This is a genomic window from Paenibacillus sp. P4_E11, from assembly GCF_056401635.1.
This window is the reverse complement of record NZ_JBFUIX010000016.1, coordinates 1-17,799: the sequence shown is the minus strand read 5'-3', so window position 1 is coordinate 17,799 and position 17,799 is coordinate 1. Positions and strand designations below refer to the sequence as shown.

Here is a 17,799-nt window from a genome sequence, read left to right as displayed (position 1 = left end):
AGGAATGTGCAAACGCATACAAAGCCGAGGGTCGATCCCTGTATTCTGGTGACAGAGGGATTGCGCCCTGGCTTTCTATTTTATTGGAGGTCTTATATGAAATTCAGTATTTCCGGGAAGGTCATGTTCATTTACAGCTTGGTCTTTATCACGATCATCATAACGACCTTCTGGTTGTCTTACACCGGAACGGTAGGGCGCCTGGAGCAGGATTTGAAGAATACGCATATCGCGTTGTTGAAACAGATCGATGATAAGATCCAGATCGTATTCCGTCAGACGGAGAAAGATTTGTTGAATATGTCGCAGGAGCTTGAGAATGTGTATTTCATGTATGACAGCTACGACGATGCCGCTCAGAAATATGCGAATTTTTTTGCCTTATCCAATAAGCTCAAAACGTTAATCCAAGCGAACGAACAGTTCTCTTCGGTCTTCCTGTATTCCGATGTTAGCGGCGATATATTGACGGACAAAACGTATATCAAAAAAAATGCCTCGGACGTCAGTTGGTTGTCTGACCACAAAAATATGATCGGGTATTCCAAGTGGGTGACCACGCATAAAGTATGGGATGGCGTGAAAGAACAGGACGTCGTAACGCTAATTCGTTCCTATCCATCGATTAGTAGCCCGGGATACCGCAAAGGTCTCGTCGCCGTCAATATCAATGAAGACGTTCTATATCAGATGATCAAGCACGTGTATGAGGATGGACAAGGCGGACATACGTTCATTATCGATGACCAGGCGAACATCGTGACCCATGATGACAAATCTCAATTGTATATGAATTTGAGCGATGCCCCTTACATCGGACGGATTATGGGTCAGAGTGGCAGCGGACAATTCGTGATGAAGATGGATGGGATCCAGCAATCGGTGTTTTATACAGTGTCCCCTAATACAGGGTGGCGAATCGTCAGTGTTATTCCCGAATCTCAAGTGTATCAGCCGCTGGAATCGACTCGTAAATTAATGATCGTTATAGCCGTTGGCATGATGATCATAGCTCTGTCCGTTCTCTTCTACGTGAACCGCCGTACGTTCAAGCCACTTGACCGATTAATCGGGAAAATATCGGGATCGGTCAAGACGGCTCAGTCGGAACACGAATCGGTAAGAAAGGCAACAGGCCTTGGCTATCTGGAGACGGTATTCGATCAAATGTATATGGACCGCGAACAATTGGAGAAGCAGGTCCGGGATTCAAAGCCCGTGTTGAAATGGCGTATTGTTATGGACATGCTGTCAGGCTACAGAGCGGAGTATGCATCGGTTCATCTTCAGCTGGAGTACACGGGTATTCGGTTGTTTCCGGAAATGTTCGTCGTCTGTACAGCCGAGATCGGGAGAACGGGCGGGTTCAGTCCGAAGGACGAGACGTTATACACATATGCGTTGTGCAATGTAGCGGAAGAGATGATGCATATGGAGAATGCGGGTGTAGCCGTCGACTTGGGAGCGGGCTGTGCGGCCATTCTGTTCAGCTTCGCCGAAGGAGACGAGGAACAAAATCATCTGCGAGCCTTGGCTGTACTCGAATCTGTCCTGGACGTCATGGAGCGGCAGTTCGGGCTGCAAGTGACAATCGGCGTGGGCCGGTGTTATCGGGATATGAAGCTCATCCCCAAGTCCTATGAAGAGTCGCGGCAAGCGCTGCAATACAAAATGATATTCGGCAGCCATTCCGTCATTTCCGTCGAAGATTTGATCGGGTCGGACAATCAGGATTACTACCGTATGCTCAAGATGACCGATCGGATCGTCGAAGCTCTGAAGCAGTCGGAATATGGCAAGCTGAAAGGTTATGTGGCTGGTGTGTTTCAGGAAGCGGTAGGCGGCGGGGTATCCCCCGATATGATCCGCCAGCTTTCCTATGAGTTGATTATGAAATCCATGCAAGCCGTCGCTTCTACCGGCATAGACATGGATGCAGCTCAAGGTAATATGGGCAATCTCCATCAACAGATCAACCGCTGCGACAATTGGCAGGACGCTGAGCGGATCGTGCATACGGTGCTGGAGCAGTTGGCCGATAAGGTGGAAGAACGACGCAGTCAGCGGGGATCTCACAAGGTGATCGAGAAGATGCTCGCTTTTATTCAGCATCATTACCAGGATAGCGGATTTTCCCTGGATCGGTTGTCTGAGGAGTTCCAGCTCACGCCAACTTACATCAGCAAGCTGTTCAAGGAACATACAGAGAAGAACTTCATCGATTACTTAATTGAAATCCGAATCCACGCTTCCAAGGAACTGCTGGCGGACAAGAATCGCAAAGTCAACGATATTGCCGAGGGTGTCGGCTACACGAATACGCGCAGTTTCCTGCGAACGTTCAAGAAATATACCGGCATGACGCCGACCGAATACAGGGAATGGGCGCTTGCGTCAGAAGAGAAATCCGCATCCCAGTAGGCTTCACAGCGGTTACACCACAAATAAATGCACGTGCCATAAGAAATGTAACATCGCTTTTGTAAGAATTGACACGCAACACATAACACGTCTATTTCCATCCCGAGCTCCCTCTCCTACAATCAAAATCGTAAGCTAACGATAGCGTGGTCAGCACGACACAGGGAAGGGTGATACGGTATGAAAGGGAGGCTTCCGGAGACACAAGGGCGGACCGGGACGCATACGGGGACGACTGGAATGCTCAGGCAGCCGGTATGGAGAAGGATCGGGCGGGATAAACATTTATATTTGATGCTGCTGCCTGTAATCGGTTTTTATCTGCTGTTCAAGTACGCTCCGATGGTCGGAGAAATCATTGCGTTCAAAAACTATCGGTTCGCGGACGGAGTATTCGGGAGTCAATGGGTGGGGTTCAAACATTTTCAAATGATTTTTACAAGCCCGGATTTCTGGAGGATATTAAGAAACACGCTCGTGCTTAATTTGTACAGCCTCGTATTCGGATTTCCTGTGCCGATTGTCCTTGCGCTTCTATTGAATGAAGTTCGTTCGAACGGGTTCAAGCGTATTGTGCAAAACATGCTGTACATTCCGCACTTCATGTCATGGGCGGTGCTCGGGGGAATCGTTGTTGCAGCCTTATCGCCCAGCACAGGGATCGTGAATCTTATCCTCAAGAAGATATCCGGCGGGGAATCGATCTACTTCATGGCCGATTCGTTCTGGTGGCCGATTGCTTATACGGTGGCGGGCATCTGGAGGGAAGCGGGCTGGGGAACGATTCTGTACTTGGCGGCAATGGCTTCGATTGATACGCAGCTGTATGAAGCGGCCAAGATGGACGGAGCGACCAAGCTGAGGCAAATGTGGCATATCACATTACCCGGCATCCGTGGAACGATTGCTGTTCTCCTCATTCTAAGAATGGGGTACATGATGGATGTTGGACTGGAGCAAACACTTGTCCTGCAAAACAATGCCGTGCTGAATGTGGCGGACGTGATCAGCACTTATGTGTACAGGGTCGGGTTGCAGAACATGAGCTACAGCTACACGACGGCAATCGGACTGTTCCAATCCATAGTCGGCCTCATTCTGGTCGTCGGTGTTAACCGACTGATCCGACTATCCGGGGAACGGGGGCTGTGGTAAGCGATGAACACGACGAATATAAAAGGCTCGAATCGATTGGCAATGGTATGTGCTTATGTCTTCCTTGGCGTTGTCTCATTAGCAACCTTGTTCCCGTTCTGGTACGAGATTGCGGCATCCTTCAGCAGTACCAGAGCGATTACATCCGGTGAAGTGTTCTTATGGCCGGTCGAGTTCACTACCGATGCGTATCGTAGTTTGTTTAAAGACGGTCAGTTATTCGTGGCCATGCGCAATACCATTATCGTTACGATTGTCGGGACGGTGCTGAACATGGTCATGACCATTCTCGCCGCCTATCCGCTCTCCAGAAAAAGATTGGTCGGTCGCAATGGGCTTCTGATGTTGATTACGGTTACGATGTTGTTCGTCGCCGGCATTATCCCCAACTTCATTCTTATCAAGACGTTGGGGCTGATGAACTCGTACTGGGCCGTATGGTTGCCTGGATTGATCAGTACGTACAACATGTTCGTGATGAAAACGTTCATGGAAGGTTTACCGGAAGAAATTGAAGAGTCTGCCTCGATCGACGGAGCTGGCGATTGGCGGATTCTGATGCAAATCTTCATGCCGCTCTGCAAGCCCGTCTTGGCTGCATTGTCATTATTCTACGCGGTAGGTTGGTGGAACAGCTACTTCAACGTAATGCTCTATATTACCAAGACGACCAAACTGACCGTCAATGTGAAGCTGTATCAGATGGTCAGCAAGGTAGATGACAGTCTGTTGAACAACTTGGGGGGCAACGATGCGGCAGATCGGGTTCATCTGACTCCGGAAGCGATCAAAGCAGCAGCCATCGTTATTGCCGTTACACCGATTTTGCTCGTATATCCGTTTCTTCAGAAACATTTTGTCAAAGGCGTATTGATCGGATCCGTGAAGGGTTGAGTTGTTACTATCATTTATTAATAGGGGGATGTAACCATGAGCAAGAAGTTGAACCATGTAGGAAAAGCGGTTCTCGCCACCACGATGTCTGTGACCCTGCTTGCCGCTTGCAGTACTAGCAAATCCACGTCAAATCAACCAAGCAGTTCACCTAGCGCAACCACTGCAGCGAGCGCAGGGCCTAAGAAGGAAATCAGTGTATCGATGTTCGATCGTGGAACGGTACCGACTGAGGAAGGCACGTATGAGAGCAACCGGTGGACGAAGTGGATCAATGAGAAGGCGCCTGTGAATGTCAAGTGGGTTCCCGTTGCCCGTAACCAGGCGCAGGCCAAGCTGAACGCCTTGATCGCTTCCGGCGAAGCGCCTGATCTAATCTGGGAATACGACCGGAATTACATTAGCCAACTGGCCAATCAAGGTGCCATTCAGCCGATCGGCGATTATATCAACAAGTACAGCACGACGTACAAGGCTTATCTGGAGAAGCATCCGGAGCTTAAACCATTCCTGAACGTTAACGGTAAGACGTACGCGGTATCGTTCGCACGAGACACAGTTGCTAACCATGGGATGTGGATTCGTCAGGACTGGCTCGATAAGCTCGGCTTGAAGATGCCAACTACTGCAGACGAATTTCTTGATGTCGCCCGCAAATTCAGAGACGGAGATCCGGACGGCAATGGCAAGGCAGATACCGTACCGATCGCATTAAGCACCAGTGCCAGCAGTATATTCCGTACATTATTTTTCACTCAGGAGAATCAGTGGTACTTGGAAGACGGCAAGCTGCAATTCGGCAGACTTCTCGATCGCTATACTGATTCGCTTGCCTTCCAGAAGACGTTGTTCGACGAAGGCTTGATTGATAAGGAATATATTACCGACACCAATTTCCAACGTTCTACCCAACTGCTGACTACCGGTAAAGCAGGCATCTCCCTAAGCAACTATGGGATCGACGCCCAATATCGCGAATTGTTGAAAAATGTGCCGGAGGCGAAGATGGTTCCGATGGAATCGGTCAGCACCAAATATGGCAAGAACGGCTTGTATCAGGAAGCTCCGCCGAGTGTGTTCACCGTATTCAACAGCAAGATGAAGGAAGATCAGATCAAAACGGCCATTCAATTCCTAGACTGGATGCTGAAAGATGGCTGGGTCCCTCTGAAAAATGGAGAGGAGAACGTACACTTCAAGATGGCTGACGGTGTTCGGCAGACGATCGACCAGGCCAAATTCACCAAGGAAGTCGGGTATGCCGGTGAGTACGCGCTTATGATCGATGCGGTTTTGAAACCGGAGATGATTCCGGCTATGGCGGCGAAAGACGACGTCTCCCAAGTGTATGCCAAGCTGAAAGCGAAGTCGCTTGAGCTAGCGATGAAGAACAAATACCGTAGAGATATTCCGTACAGCCCGGATATTCCGGAGCTCACGCAGCTGATTGCTACATTCTCACCAATCGCCATTCAGATTGAGACGAAAGTCATTACCGGCGGGAAGTCCATGACGCCACAGGATGGAATGGCCGAGCTTCGTAAGGAATGGAAGCGTCTTGGCGGAGATAACGTGGATAAGCAAGTTCAAGACTGGTATCAGAAGAACAAAGGCGATTTTAAATAAGGAATTGGTCAAGCCATGCACGGCCAAGCGCTTATTTCGGATAAGAAGGGCATCCGGAGAAGCGCTTGGCCGTTTCCTAACCCAAGAGAAGAGGTGCAATTGAATAATTAGCAACTACAAGTCAAGCTGCGCCGACCATTCTCAAGTCCAGGCTACCATACCACGATCAAGAATGCGGAGTATGTTCATCCGATCAGGGAATCGTTGGACTACGCGTTGGCCCTGCTGGACAGCGGGGATGCTGTGCTTATATCCGATGAACAACCGTTTGTGTATGAGCCAGACTGGTATGGTCAAGGCGTTCGCTGCCCGGATCGTTGGCTCAAGCTGTTCACCGACATAGAGGAGCGGGAATTGAAGCAGGAGCTGCCTGTGTTCCACGAGTTTCGGACAAGAATGGCTTTCCGCTGGGAGATCGTCGAGGACGGGGCAACGATTGGGCTGGATTATGTGCTGTATGAAGGGGAATCAACCGAAATCGACTTTCATGCTATGCGAGAAGCAGTCCTGCTATTCTCGCTTGACCTCTCCGAGCATGGTGAACAGCTGGAAGCGGCAGCAGCGGTACATGCAATTGAACATGAAGTTCAAGGTTCGTTGGAGACGGAGGGGAAGCATCTTCCACTCAGGCTTGGGAAGAAGCCGGCTAATCGATATGAATTGTTTCATGAATAGACTCCAATCCCACTCCCAATTCCGCCCCAATCACACCTCGACCCATTGTATGGTACAATGGTTAGATTATAGATGGGAAGCGGGTTGGTTGATGATGCTTCAGCAAGAACAGCAACGAGACATGCAGCAAGCCGTGCAAGGAGTTATGCAGGAGCTGGAGGCTATGGGCACTGAACAGACGAAGATGACCTTGATTCGTCATGGAGCGATGGAGCCTATATTCGGGGTGAGGATCGGCGATATGAAGAAGCTGGTGAAGACGGTGAAGAAGGATCAGCAGCTTGCGTTAGCGCTGTTCGACACCGGTAATTACGATGCGATGTATTTGGCCGGGCTGACCGTCGATCCGCAGGCCATGACGAAATCTCGGCTTCAAGAATGGGTCAAGTCCGCCTATTGCTATGGGCTGGCTGAGTATACGGTGGCGAATATTGCGGCGGAAAGCCCGTTTGCACTTGAGCTGGCCAAAGAATGGATTTCATCTGACGATGAATATATTGCCACCTGTGGTTGGAGCACATACGCCAACCACTTGTCCGTGACACCCGATGATCAGTTGGACTTAGACGAGATCCGCCGCTATATGAATCAAATGCAGGAGACCATTCATACTGCGAAGAACCGAGTGCGCTATACAATGAATATGTTCGTCATCTGTGTCGGGTCCTATGTAGTGGAACTGCACGAGGAGGCGCTTGAAGTGGCGGACCGCATCGGTGCGGTTCGCGTCGATGTCGGCAACACCGCTTGCAAGGTGCCGCTCGCTACGGACTATATTCACAAAGTAACGGCAGCCGGCAAGCTGGGAGCCAAGAGGAAGACTTGTATTTGCTGATGTTGTAGGATAGGTAGATAACGGAAATTTTTTCCGTTATTGTCCTACTAGCCGATTTACCAGCTAGATTAGTGGAAGGTTTTTCCGTTAAATCAAGTTAAATCGTAGAGTGGTTAATGAAGCAGGATAATAGCGGAAATAGTTGCCGTTAATTCGAGATTAGTGATGGACATCTCAGCATTAGCGGAACTTTTTTCCGCTAATCCTTTCTGTAGGTGGAGAGTCTAGTTCTGCATGCTTCGGTTCAACAGCTGCTCCATATCCCCCAACAAGTCCGGAATCCATTCCTCAGAGCCAGGAATCGTATCTGTACCTCCATATACGAGCCAGCGTAACGATTTGATCAGCCAACACAGACCGCCTATTTGAACCTGCCACTGCAAGCTGGAAATGTCTAACCCGGCCTTGTTGGGTGAGATCAGGTCAAGCTCCGCTTGATACGCTTCCAACACGTCCCTTTCCGGCATGTCACACCAACCGCGAGCTTCCATCAGGAGACAGTACAAGTCGCCCAGATGCGGACTAATGTAAGCGATCGACCAGTCAATCGGCATGATGCGATCCCCTTGGATGACCAGATTCTTAGCATGATAATCATGGTGGATTAGGGTAGGCGGTATGATGCGGTACAGGTGCTCGAATTGCAAGGGAACATATTCAGCCGCTCGTAGTAGGGTGGCATTGTTACACAAACGTTCGACCTGGAGCAAATCATTCAACAGCTCAATGAAATGCTCAGCCGATAAGACGTAAGAGTCCAGCCAGCGTACAGCATCATTTGTTCGAGTTAATTGGGCTGTAGCCATAGTGCGGAATCGTGCCAGCTCTCGAGCAGCCTCCAGAAAGTAAGTGCTCTCATGCTGCTGCTCAAGGTTGTGCAGACCTACATCTTCCATTACTATCAATCCGCTGTCGTGATGTTGGGCGAAGGCATATACGATTGGCGTACGAATCCCGAGCGGGACTAACAATGAGGAGTATACAGCGGCTTCCCGCGCCATATCATCGCCGCCCCACTTTATAATCCTCGTCTCCCCTGAAGGCATCGTAGCCCGGTATACTTCGGATAGTGCCCACTTACGCAGCAACTGCCAATCCTCGACTTCATCCAATACGGGCAGCTTTCTTCGAAAAGCAGTCAACCGTTCCGGTGTGGCTTGCCTCATCATCCTCGCGCCTCTTTCTCTCTAAGACTAGCTGCACTCAGCGGCTGCATATACACTTCCTTTTGCGGGATCCACTGAAATCCTACTTTCTCGTAAAGTGGACGTGCTGCCTCATTATCTGTATCCGTCTCCAACTGAAGCCGATGTGCTCCGTTCGCCCGCCCGATGTCCGCGCAACGCTGCAGCAGCGCTTGTCCGACACCTTGCCTTCTGGATGTTGCTGAGGTGAACACATCCTGAATACGCACGAGTGGCCGCCCGCTCGAAGTCGAGAATGCCCAGCTGTAAGTAAGGAATCCTGCAGGAACGCCATTGGTGTAAGCGAGAAGCGCATGAGCGTAGCTCACATCCAGTAGGGCAGCCAAGTTTGCTCGACATAGTGCCTGACTGAGAACTTTGCCATATGAATCTTTCATGTATTCGGCAAGAAGTAAGCTCGCTTCCTCCAACTGTGCTGCCTCTAGCGGGATTACAGCAATGTGACTCAACTGATCTTCCTCCTCCACGAGCTGTTGTAGTTACAGTCAAATTGTGGCACGAAAATTCAGAAAAATATAGACTTATAATGGCCGTTCTGATATGATGTTGAATAAGGTTTGTGCACCTGTAGCCCATCGCTTCCGAGCGGTGGGCTTTTCGTGTGTTTGGTAGCTAGTTTAGAGGATGGAAGGCAAACCCCGAATAGGAGACAAAGCTAGGACGCTATCATGAGGGAGTATAGTGGGTGTAGAAGAGCGAGTGGTTCGAATCTCATCAAAACAGAGAAACCATATGCTGCTTTCGTACGTATGGTTGTTGTGTGTGAAGTACATACGCCTACTAGATTGTTGGTACTTTAAATGTTGACGGGCACGTCCGCGTTTGAGTACGATTAGTAGGATAACGTTAATAGAGTTAATAAAGATTGTTGAGAAGAAACTTGCCCTTCTTCAACAATACCGGACTTAAGTCTAGGTAAAATACCGCCCTTAGGCTGTTTTGCAAGAAGTCGTTAGATTTTACCATTAAGAGGCAGGTCATTGTTCGAATGAAAGACACAAAACGAGCGGAATCGTAAATCGGCCAGCTCGTAAAGGAGGGAAGAAACCGAATGAATCGCTTGACCGATTTTTCTATGAAGAACATAGCGGCGGTCATCATTTTGGTCGTGTTGCTAGTCATCGGGGGAACGTTCTCGGCTGGGCAACTTAAGGTGGAGAGCATGCCGGACATCACATTCCCGGCGGTGTTCGTAACGACCCAGTACTCAGCTCCCCCGAAGGACGTACTTGATCAAGTGACGAAACCACTAGAGAAAGCACTGTCCGGAACGAAGGGGCTCAAAAACTTAACCTCCAGTTCGAGTGATAACTTCTCGTCGATCACGGTTGAGCTGGAGCAGGGCGTCAAGCTGGAGGATGCCAAGAAAGAAGTAGAAAGCCTGGTCGCGAACGTGAAGCTCCCGCAGAGCGCAGAGAAGGCACATGTCGCGACGTTCGGCTTTGCATCTCAGCCGGTCTATTACTTGGCCGTCACTGGGATGAACAACATGAACCAGGTCGAGCTCGAGAAGCTGTATAAAGACATCATTCTACCAGGCTTCAACGGCATATCTGGTGTCGACCATGTGGACTCCGTAGGCAATAACGAAGCGCAGATGTCGATCCGCCTGGACGCGAACGCGCTGAATCAATACGGACTGTCTCCATCGGAAGTGACGGATATGATACGTGCGGCACTCATGTCGAGCCCTGCCGGCACGGTCGAATTCGAAGGCCGAAACCAGATGGTGCGGGTCCGAGGCAAGATAGACACTGTATATAACTTGGACAACTTACCCCTCCGTACTATGCAAGGTGAGACACTACTCTTGAAGCAAATCGCCAAGATAGCTTCGGTGAGTGAGTCCCCGTTCATCACGAGACTCGATGGCCAGCCGGCAATCGGCATTCTACTCTATAAGACGAAAGATGCGAACGCGGTTGAATTCGGTAATTCCGCTGACAAGCTGATGAAGGAATGGTCGACAACGCTGCCGTCCGTGAAATTCCACTCGGTCTACAATGCTGCGACGGACATTAAGCATTCCATTGACGGTATGGTTCGCGAGGGCGGGCTGGGCGCCATTCTGGCTTCACTAATGATTTTGATCTTCCTTAGAAACATTCGTATGACGATTATCGTTTTAGTCTCGATTCCACTTTCCATTCTAATCACCCTCTTGTTCATGTCGGGACTTGGTATCTCGCTTAACATCATGACGCTGGGTGGGATGGCGATAGCCGTAGGGCGCGTCGTAGATGACAGCATCGTCGTGATCGAGAACATTTATAGCCAGCTGCAAAAAGCACATGAGCGCAACGAATCGGTCATCAAGTTGGCGACGAAACAAGTTTCCGCCGCGATTACGTCTTCGACAATTACGACTGTAGGGGTATTCGCTCCAATCGCCTTCGTTAGCGGCATGTTGGGGGAAGTGTTCCGTCCGTTCGCGCTGACACTGGCCTGTGCCTTGCTATCCTCGCTAGTCGTCGCCTTAACGGTCATTCCTATGCTCGCCAAGCTGATGGTCATGAAGCAGAAGAACATACCGGTTCACGACGAGAATAAGGTCGGGAAGCTACTGAAGGCTTATAAAGGCCTGTTGGTCTGGTCGTTAAAGAACCGGATCAAGATGCTGCTACTGTCCTTCCTACTGTTCGTGGTATCCGTCATTCTGATCGTGCCACAGCTTGCCAAGACGTTCATGCCGGAAAGTGCAGCCGACCGCCAGATGTTATTCAGTCTGCAGATGCCGCGCGAAACTTCGATGGAGACGATGAACGCGAAGGTCGGCGAGATCGAGAAGTTCATGCAGAGTGAAAAGGACCATACAGGTGCACCGAAATTTACATACGTCGAATCGATGATTGGATATGACTTCGGGAAGGATCGCATTCCATACAAAGCCAACCTCTTCACCGAAGTTAGCGTGAATACAAATGCGAAGGAAGCGCTAGAGCAATACAAGAAACTATTCCTGAGTGACATGCCTAGTGGCTCGAGGGTCGAAGCCCAATTGATTTCCTTCGGTGGAGATGGAGGCGGTGGGGTCGAATTCTCGTACATGCTGAAGGGCGACGATCTGTTGAATCTCGAGTATGCGGCTAAGCTCATCAAGGAGAAGATGGCAACTTTCCCCGAGTTACTCGATATCAAGGACTCGCTCGGCGAGAAAAAGATGGAAGTGGACGTGGTAGTCGATGCCGAAAAGGCGCGCGTCTACGGACTGAGCCCAGCACAAGTGATGGGAACGGTCAACGCATGGATTCGTAAAGAAGAGCTTGGAGATATCAAGCTGGACAACGTTACGTATGAAACGAAATTGGAGATGGACCGGTCCTTCAAGGATTCCCTTCAGGACATCGCCAACATTCCGCTCCAAACACAAGCARGCACGATTAATCTGAAGGACATTGCCAAAGTAAGCGAGCTCGATGCCCCGATCTCGATCAGCCGGGAGAAACAAACCCAAGTGCTGCAAGTAACGGCCAAAATCAACAATGCCGATAAAGGGGGAGTTTCGACCAAGGTGTCGGCGGAACTCGACACGGTCGAACTGCCTCCGGGCGTGAGTCGCCAAGTAAAAGGTGTATCCGACGATATTAACGAGAGCTTCGGTCAAATGTTCATGGCGATGGCAGCGTCCATCTTCATCGTCTATCTTGTCATGGTGCTTGCATTCGGAAACGCCAGTGCACCATTCGCGATCCTGTTCTCGCTACCACTGGCAGCGATCGGAGGCCTCATCGGCTTGCTCGTGACGAACGAATCGCTGAACATCACTTCGCTCATCGGCTTCCTGATGCTGATCGGGATCGTGGTGACGAACGCCATTGTCTTGATCGACCGCGTACAACAGCTGCGTGAGGAGAATTACTCCGTACATGACGCGTTGGTCGAAGGAAGTATGACTCGGATGAGACCAATCATCATGACGGCGGGCGCCACCGTATTCGCACTCATGCCGCTCGCGCTCGGATTGTCCAAGGGCACCATTATTTCGAAGGGCTTGGCGGTAGTCGTGATCGGCGGGTTAACCACTTCGACTCTGCTGACGCTGCTAGTCGTTCCGGTCGTCTATGACTTGATTCATTCGTTCAAGAACCGCATGTCGCGGATGGTTCATCGCAAATCGAAGCAGGCGCAATCCCTGGACACCACGTCCGCGTAAAACGAACTTTCTTATAAAGGAGTTAAGGCGAAGATGAGACATAGCAGGCGGAAAAGCAAATCAGTAATCGGCAGAGTCAAATTAGCCACGGCCCTCGTCCTGATAGTCGCCGTCGCGGCCGGTTGTTCGGCGGAAGGCGGTTCGACAACCCCGGCGGCTGCCCAGGAGCAGACGACGATCAAGACTGTGAAGGTGCAAAAAATAAACAAGCAAAAAATAGGTGATCCACTCGAGCAAGTGGCTGATGTGGTCCCAGTGATGCAATTGGATGTCATGTCCAAGGCAAGTGGGGATGTGAAGGAAGTTCTGAAGAAGCGCGGAGATCGGGTCAACGCAGGTGACGTCATCCTGAAGTTAGATACTGCCGACACGCAATTGCAACGGAATAAGGCTTCGCTCCAGCTACAGAGCAGCCAGGACGCCCTGGTCAAGGCTAAGCAGGAACTGGCTACCAGCAAGACCGAGATGGCCAATAGCGTTAAGAAGATGGAACAGGCGCAGCTCGAAGTTACCCGAACGTACAACAAAGCGAGAAACGATTACGACCAAGGACTGATTGCGAAGCCTCAGCTAGATCAAGCCGAGACGCTGTGGAAAAACCAAGCGATGGATCTAGACTTGCTGAAGCAAAAACAGAAGACACTGGAAACGTCGGATAACTTGTCCGCGCTAACCAACCAAATCCAGTCGGCCTCCTTGTCCATGCAAGAACTGGACCGCAGCCTCTCCAATCTGGAGATCAAAACGCCGGTGAGTGGTATCTTGACTGAGCTGCCGGTTGTGGTCGGTATGACAGTTCAGCCGGGGATCAAGGTAGGTCACGTGGAGCAACTCGACCCGATCGTGATCAAGGCGAAACTGACGGAGAACTCGGCTAAGCTCGTCAGCGGCAAGCAAGAGCTTGTGTACTATGTACCTGGCAGCACAGAGAAGGCTAAGGCCAAGGTCAAATATTTATCCGGCTCCATGGACGCTCAGAGCAAAACATACGAGCTGGAACTCGAAACGGCGAATGCTAATGGGGCGCTCAAACCGGGCACGAAGGTACAGATCCAATTGACAACCGAAGACGAGCAAATAGTCACTGTAATCCCTACGCTCAGCGTGGTACGCGAAGGCGGAGATTCATTCGTGTTCGTCCTCGCAGGCGATACGGTGGAGAAGCGCAAGGTACAGCTTGGACGTCTGAACGAATTAAACCAGGAAATCTTGTCCGGGGTCAAGGAAGGCGAGCAGCTCGTCACCTCCGGTCAGAATCAGTTGAAGGATAAAGAGAAAGTGCAGCTCGCGGAATCCAAATAAACGAAATTAGATTGAAACGGAGGAAATTCAGTGAAACCGACATGGAAAAAATCGTTGACCGCTGCCGTACTTACCGTCTCGCTCGTCATGACGGCGGCACCTGCAAGCATCCTGGCGGCCGACGGCACCGTCGCCGCACAGGATGCGCGCGGCCAATATATGCTTACCTCTTCCATCCGCGCGGACGTCAAGAGTGTGGTCAGTGAACTCGTGGGAGAGGAGACGCGGATCGCTGCCATCGTCCAGCTCTATAATGGAAGCAACCGGGTTACCCGAGTGCCGGACTACGAGCTGCGGGTCAAGACGGCCGATGGCACAGAGTATACCCTGCGTTCGAGCGTCACGAATGCTAAGTCGATCCAGCCTCGGGAGAAGGCAGAGCTTAGCTACATGCTGACGTTGGACTACGGAGCGGCATTGGACTTGACGGAGTTGAACTGGGTCGAGGTGGATGAATACGTGTACCCTAGGCTGGAGACAGCGGTCCTCGCTATTCCGGTGACGGGATTATCATGGGGCGGAGCGGAATCGGTAATTACCGACGCTGCGGCAGTGAAACGATGGGGCGAGTCCTTCACGATCCCCGGCTTGGCTAGCGAGCTACAATATACACCGGTTACGTTGATTCGGGAGAAGACGCCACAAGGTCCGGTTACAGTCGTCACCTTGATCGCCGAGAACAAGGGTTCGCGCACTGAGACGGTGCCGGACTTCCGCATCGACGGGAAGTCGGACAGCCGCGTATATGCTGGCCAACGGGTGCAGACGAACGTGCAACTGAAGCCAGGTGAGAAGAAATATTTGCATTACGGGATCCTGTCCGATAATAATGTGACATTGAACAGCCTGAACGTGCTTACCCCAGAGACGTTCGTGGACATCGAGAACAACAATCCTGTTGTTGTGAACTATAATGTAGGACGGCTTAACGTAGGACTGCCACAACAAGATACGATCGACCTAGCCACACTCCCGGCTTATAAGATCGGCGACCGAATCTTATTCGACCCGATGAGCAAGCTGATCGATAAGGAGACGACGGTCTCCCTCGTGGACCTGAGCTTGAACGAATCCGAGTCCACGGGTTACAATACGGTCGTCGCGAAGTTCCTCGTTCGCAACACGGGCGAGCGCCCAGTGCCGCTGCCATCCTTCCAGACGGAGCTGACGAACGCGGACGGCTTCCGCTATACGGGCAGTCGTCAGACGACGACCGTGCAGCAGTTGGAGCCGAAACTGTCTTATGTGGTCAACTATGCATTCGCAGTCCCGTCATCTGAGAAAGGTGACAACCTGCTGCTCAAGCTGCTCGATAATCAGACCGTTGCACCTTATAACATTCCGATTGGCGGATTCAAGACCGCGGTCATGACTGATGAGACAGACGACAATACGTTAAAGTTCTATCCGTATACGGTTAAGATGAATCTGTGGGATCTAGCGGCCCAAGGTAGTCCAGCGGGGTACACGTACAAGCTGAAGATGGATCTCGACATTCAGTCGGCCGAGGACGTCGTCACTGATGCCAGCTCCGCCAACATGACGGTTGAACTGCACGATACGCGCGGTCGCTTAATCGCCTCCGAGACGCTGCCGTTCTCGGGACGTAACCGATTGATCAGCGGGGCACAGCATCTAATGTTCCAGAACTTGCGCACGGACCAATTCGAATGGCCGCTCACCATCAAGATCTACGAATCGATCCAGACGGCGAACGGCGAAGCGAAGCGGCTTGTCAAAACAATGAAGCAATAGAACGAAAAAGTTCAAGTGCTCTCGAACCCGGCCTCTATTGGCCGGGTTTTTCTTTTATCCTTGGTCTTGATTCGTGAAGTTGGCATTATGCAGAAAGCGATTGTTGCGGAGCTCATTCGCAAGAATCCTGCAAAAGTATATGATATTTGATCCTTTTGCATCCGAAAGTTCCCTATTGCTGCGAAAGCTCCTAGGCAACATTTTAGCCGTAGTTCGGGCGAAATCGGGATCTTGTCGATAGAATATTGCGCATTTGCAGGAATTCATTAGCCTTGACACAGGGTGGGGCGAAAAACCTGCACTTTTGCAGCATTTCGGAATTCGGAATAGGTCGCATGGAAGACTTAACTACATGGAAGAAAGAAGAACAAGAGAGGGTTGGTAGAGGGAGTGGAGAAGCGTCAGAATACAAAATGTTTGGTTACGATGATAGATATTTCCCATTCCTGGCATCTAATAGATGAGACCCACTACCTTATAGGAGGAACAACAAATGAAAATCGAAAATGATAAGAAAGCAATTACGGTTGTCAATTCAGATGTAACGGGATCGAGCTTCAAAAATGTTAGGGCAGAGGAAGTTACGATTCAATGCGCTAACCTTACCGGCATTCGACTGAACGACGTGAATTTGACCGGAATGAACATCTCAGACGCTAATCTGAGTAATCTGGCGATTGACGGCGCACAGTGGGGCGGAGCACATTTTCAACATATCGGGTATTCGGATAAAGATCAGCCGGAATCGGAACAAAGTGGGCGAGCACCGGTACAATTCACCAATACTAACATGAAGCGAGGGGTGTTCACGGATTGTGATTTCACGAATGCGAAGCTGTTTAACTGCGATGTAACCGGCTTGGTCATTAATGGTCAGCCCCTCGATCAATTGCTGGATCGGCAAGACAAACAGGAACGGTCGTCTGAATCGTTAGTGCAGCCTTATTCCCTCGGTCTTTTTTTCTACGTGCGCAATATTAGGCAGGCCATCTCCATGTATAGCCAGTTGTTCGGATATCCGGTCAGGGAAGATGGATTGCTGTTCGATCACTTGTACTTCTTGCCTAACGGGATCGCGTTGGATGCCCATGGTATGGAAGACAGGCCTCTGCCTGAATGGTTACCTGTGTCGTTGAAGCTTGCTACATCGGATATTGATCGTACCAAGGAACATGTGGAACAGCTGGGGTTCGCCGTTACGCATGAGATCAATCACGGTCCGCAAGTATCGTGGTTCCTGTTCAAGGATCCCGACGGCAACACCTTGATGATGTGTCAAGATCACTAGCTCATCTCCACCAACGCAGTCGTGCAGGAATGGTTTCTCTGCCCGACTGCGTTGCATATCGTTATGCTCTCGCACCAAATTGCGTCTGATACAACTTAGAGTATAGAGTGTTTTGAGCCAAAGCTCTGAACAATTATTTTGTCTGCTTTTTAATATGGTGGATAGGCGATGAGCAATTATCTCATCATCGGTTGCGTTCCATTTGGCGAAAGTTATATTTTCTTTGATGGAAGCATGGAATAAGTACGATTCTTGCGTTACGAAAGCCATCTGTGTTCGTAAGCTATCGATCGACACTTCGCCAATATCGTAACCATCAATTATAATATTCCCAGAAGTCGGGTCATATAGTCGAGCTAACATTCCGATTAATGTTGACTTTCCGGCTCCACTAGGTCCAACGATTGCGACTACAATTAAAGGTAACTTTTTTAAAGCTTCCCTTTATTGAAGGTAAGGTACGAGCATTACTGGATACTCTTACTTCTGG

Annotated in this window: 12 protein-coding genes and 1 pseudogene; 10 read left to right on the top strand and 3 right to left on the bottom strand. The window is 50.3% G+C overall.

Annotated elements, in window-relative coordinates:
• Window positions 1-96: 96 nt before the first annotated feature.
• The 6 genes from AC1DWB_RS08975 (at window position 97) to AC1DWB_RS08950 (ending at window position 7,606) form a co-directional block, all read left to right on the top strand.
• The gene (locus AC1DWB_RS08975) at window positions 97-2,421 is read left to right on the top strand and encodes a helix-turn-helix domain-containing protein (RefSeq protein WP_477540710.1); all 2,325 of its coding nucleotides are present in this window, start codon (window positions 97-99) and stop codon (window positions 2,419-2,421) included.
• 180 nt (window positions 2,422-2,601) lie between these two features.
• On the top strand, window positions 2,602-3,576 hold the full coding sequence (locus AC1DWB_RS08970) for an ABC transporter permease (protein WP_477540709.1): 975 nt from the start codon (window positions 2,602-2,604) through the stop codon (window positions 3,574-3,576).
• 3 nt (window positions 3,577-3,579) lie between these two features.
• The gene (locus AC1DWB_RS08965; protein WP_477540708.1) at window positions 3,580-4,470 is read left to right on the top strand and encodes a carbohydrate ABC transporter permease; all 891 of its coding nucleotides are present in this window, start codon (window positions 3,580-3,582) and stop codon (window positions 4,468-4,470) included.
• Window positions 4,471-4,506: 36 nt separating this feature from the next.
• Window positions 4,507-6,096, top strand: a complete 1,590-nt coding sequence (locus AC1DWB_RS08960; RefSeq protein ID WP_477540707.1) for an extracellular solute-binding protein — start codon at window positions 4,507-4,509, stop codon at window positions 6,094-6,096.
• A 204-nt stretch (window positions 6,097-6,300) separates the two neighbouring features.
• Window positions 6,301-6,771 (top strand): hypothetical protein, encoded by a 471-nt coding sequence (locus tag AC1DWB_RS08955; protein WP_477540706.1) that lies wholly within the window; start codon window positions 6,301-6,303, stop codon window positions 6,769-6,771.
• A gap of 91 nt (window positions 6,772-6,862) precedes the next feature.
• Complete coding sequence (locus AC1DWB_RS08950) at window positions 6,863-7,606, top strand: DNA alkylation repair protein (RefSeq protein WP_477540705.1); 744 nt, start codon at window positions 6,863-6,865, stop codon at window positions 7,604-7,606.
• Between the two features lie 224 nt (window positions 7,607-7,830).
• Here AC1DWB_RS08950 and AC1DWB_RS08945 read toward each other — a convergent pair whose 3' ends face one another.
• Window positions 7,831-8,775 carry a phosphotransferase family protein gene (locus tag AC1DWB_RS08945; RefSeq protein WP_477540704.1) on the bottom strand — a complete coding sequence of 315 codons (945 nt, stop codon included), beginning with the start codon at window positions 8,773-8,775 and terminating at the stop codon, window positions 7,831-7,833.
• On the bottom strand, window positions 8,772-9,260 hold the full coding sequence (locus AC1DWB_RS08940; RefSeq protein ID WP_477540703.1) for a GNAT family N-acetyltransferase: 489 nt from the start codon (window positions 9,258-9,260) through the stop codon (window positions 8,772-8,774). Before AC1DWB_RS08940 ends, AC1DWB_RS08945 begins: the two co-directional genes overlap by 4 nt.
• Window positions 9,261-9,862: 602 nt before the next feature.
• Here AC1DWB_RS08940 and AC1DWB_RS08935 point away from each other — a divergent pair.
• From AC1DWB_RS08935 to AC1DWB_RS08920, 4 genes are all read left to right on the top strand, one after another.
• Window positions 9,863-12,964, top strand: a complete 3,102-nt coding sequence (locus AC1DWB_RS08935) for an efflux RND transporter permease subunit (RefSeq protein WP_477540702.1) — start codon at window positions 9,863-9,865, stop codon at window positions 12,962-12,964.
• A 33-nt stretch (window positions 12,965-12,997) separates the two neighbouring features.
• On the top strand, window positions 12,998-14,266 hold the full coding sequence (locus tag AC1DWB_RS08930; protein WP_477540701.1) for an efflux RND transporter periplasmic adaptor subunit: 1,269 nt from the start codon (window positions 12,998-13,000) through the stop codon (window positions 14,264-14,266).
• A 30-nt stretch (window positions 14,267-14,296) separates the two neighbouring features.
• On the top strand, window positions 14,297-16,021 hold the full coding sequence (locus AC1DWB_RS08925) for a hypothetical protein (RefSeq protein WP_477540700.1): 1,725 nt from the start codon (window positions 14,297-14,299) through the stop codon (window positions 16,019-16,021).
• A 493-nt stretch (window positions 16,022-16,514) separates the two neighbouring features.
• Entirely contained in the window at window positions 16,515-17,309 is a 795-nt protein-coding gene (locus tag AC1DWB_RS08920; protein ID WP_477540699.1) for a pentapeptide repeat-containing protein, read from the top strand.
• A 237-nt stretch (window positions 17,310-17,546) separates the two neighbouring features.
• Here AC1DWB_RS08920 and AC1DWB_RS08915 read toward each other — a convergent pair.
• A pseudogene (locus AC1DWB_RS08915) lies at window positions 17,547-17,672 on the bottom strand (hypothetical protein); the annotation flags it as partial.
• Window positions 17,673-17,799: the final 127 nt, after the last annotated feature.

Bases quoted from the DNA above. Each gene is read 5' to 3' on its own strand.
- AC1DWB_RS08965 (WP_477540708.1), top strand. From the start codon at position 3,580: ATGAACACGACGAATATAAAAGGCTCGAATCGATTGGCAATGGTATGT.
- AC1DWB_RS08950 (WP_477540705.1), top strand. From the start codon at position 6,863: ATGATGCTTCAGCAAGAACAGCAACGAGACATGCAGCAAGCCGTGCAA.
- AC1DWB_RS08960 (WP_477540707.1), top strand. From the start codon at position 4,507: ATGAGCAAGAAGTTGAACCATGTAGGAAAAGCGGTTCTCGCCACCACG.
- AC1DWB_RS08975 (WP_477540710.1), top strand. From the start codon at position 97: ATGAAATTCAGTATTTCCGGGAAGGTCATGTTCATTTACAGCTTGGTC.
- AC1DWB_RS08945 (WP_477540704.1), bottom strand. From the start codon at position 8,775: ATGATGAGGCAAGCCACACCGGAACGGTTGACTGCTTTTCGAAGAAAG.
- AC1DWB_RS08970 (WP_477540709.1), top strand. From the start codon at position 2,602: ATGAAAGGGAGGCTTCCGGAGACACAAGGGCGGACCGGGACGCATACG.
- AC1DWB_RS08930 (WP_477540701.1), top strand. From the start codon at position 12,998: ATGAGACATAGCAGGCGGAAAAGCAAATCAGTAATCGGCAGAGTCAAA.
- AC1DWB_RS08920 (WP_477540699.1), top strand. From the start codon at position 16,515: ATGAAAATCGAAAATGATAAGAAAGCAATTACGGTTGTCAATTCAGAT.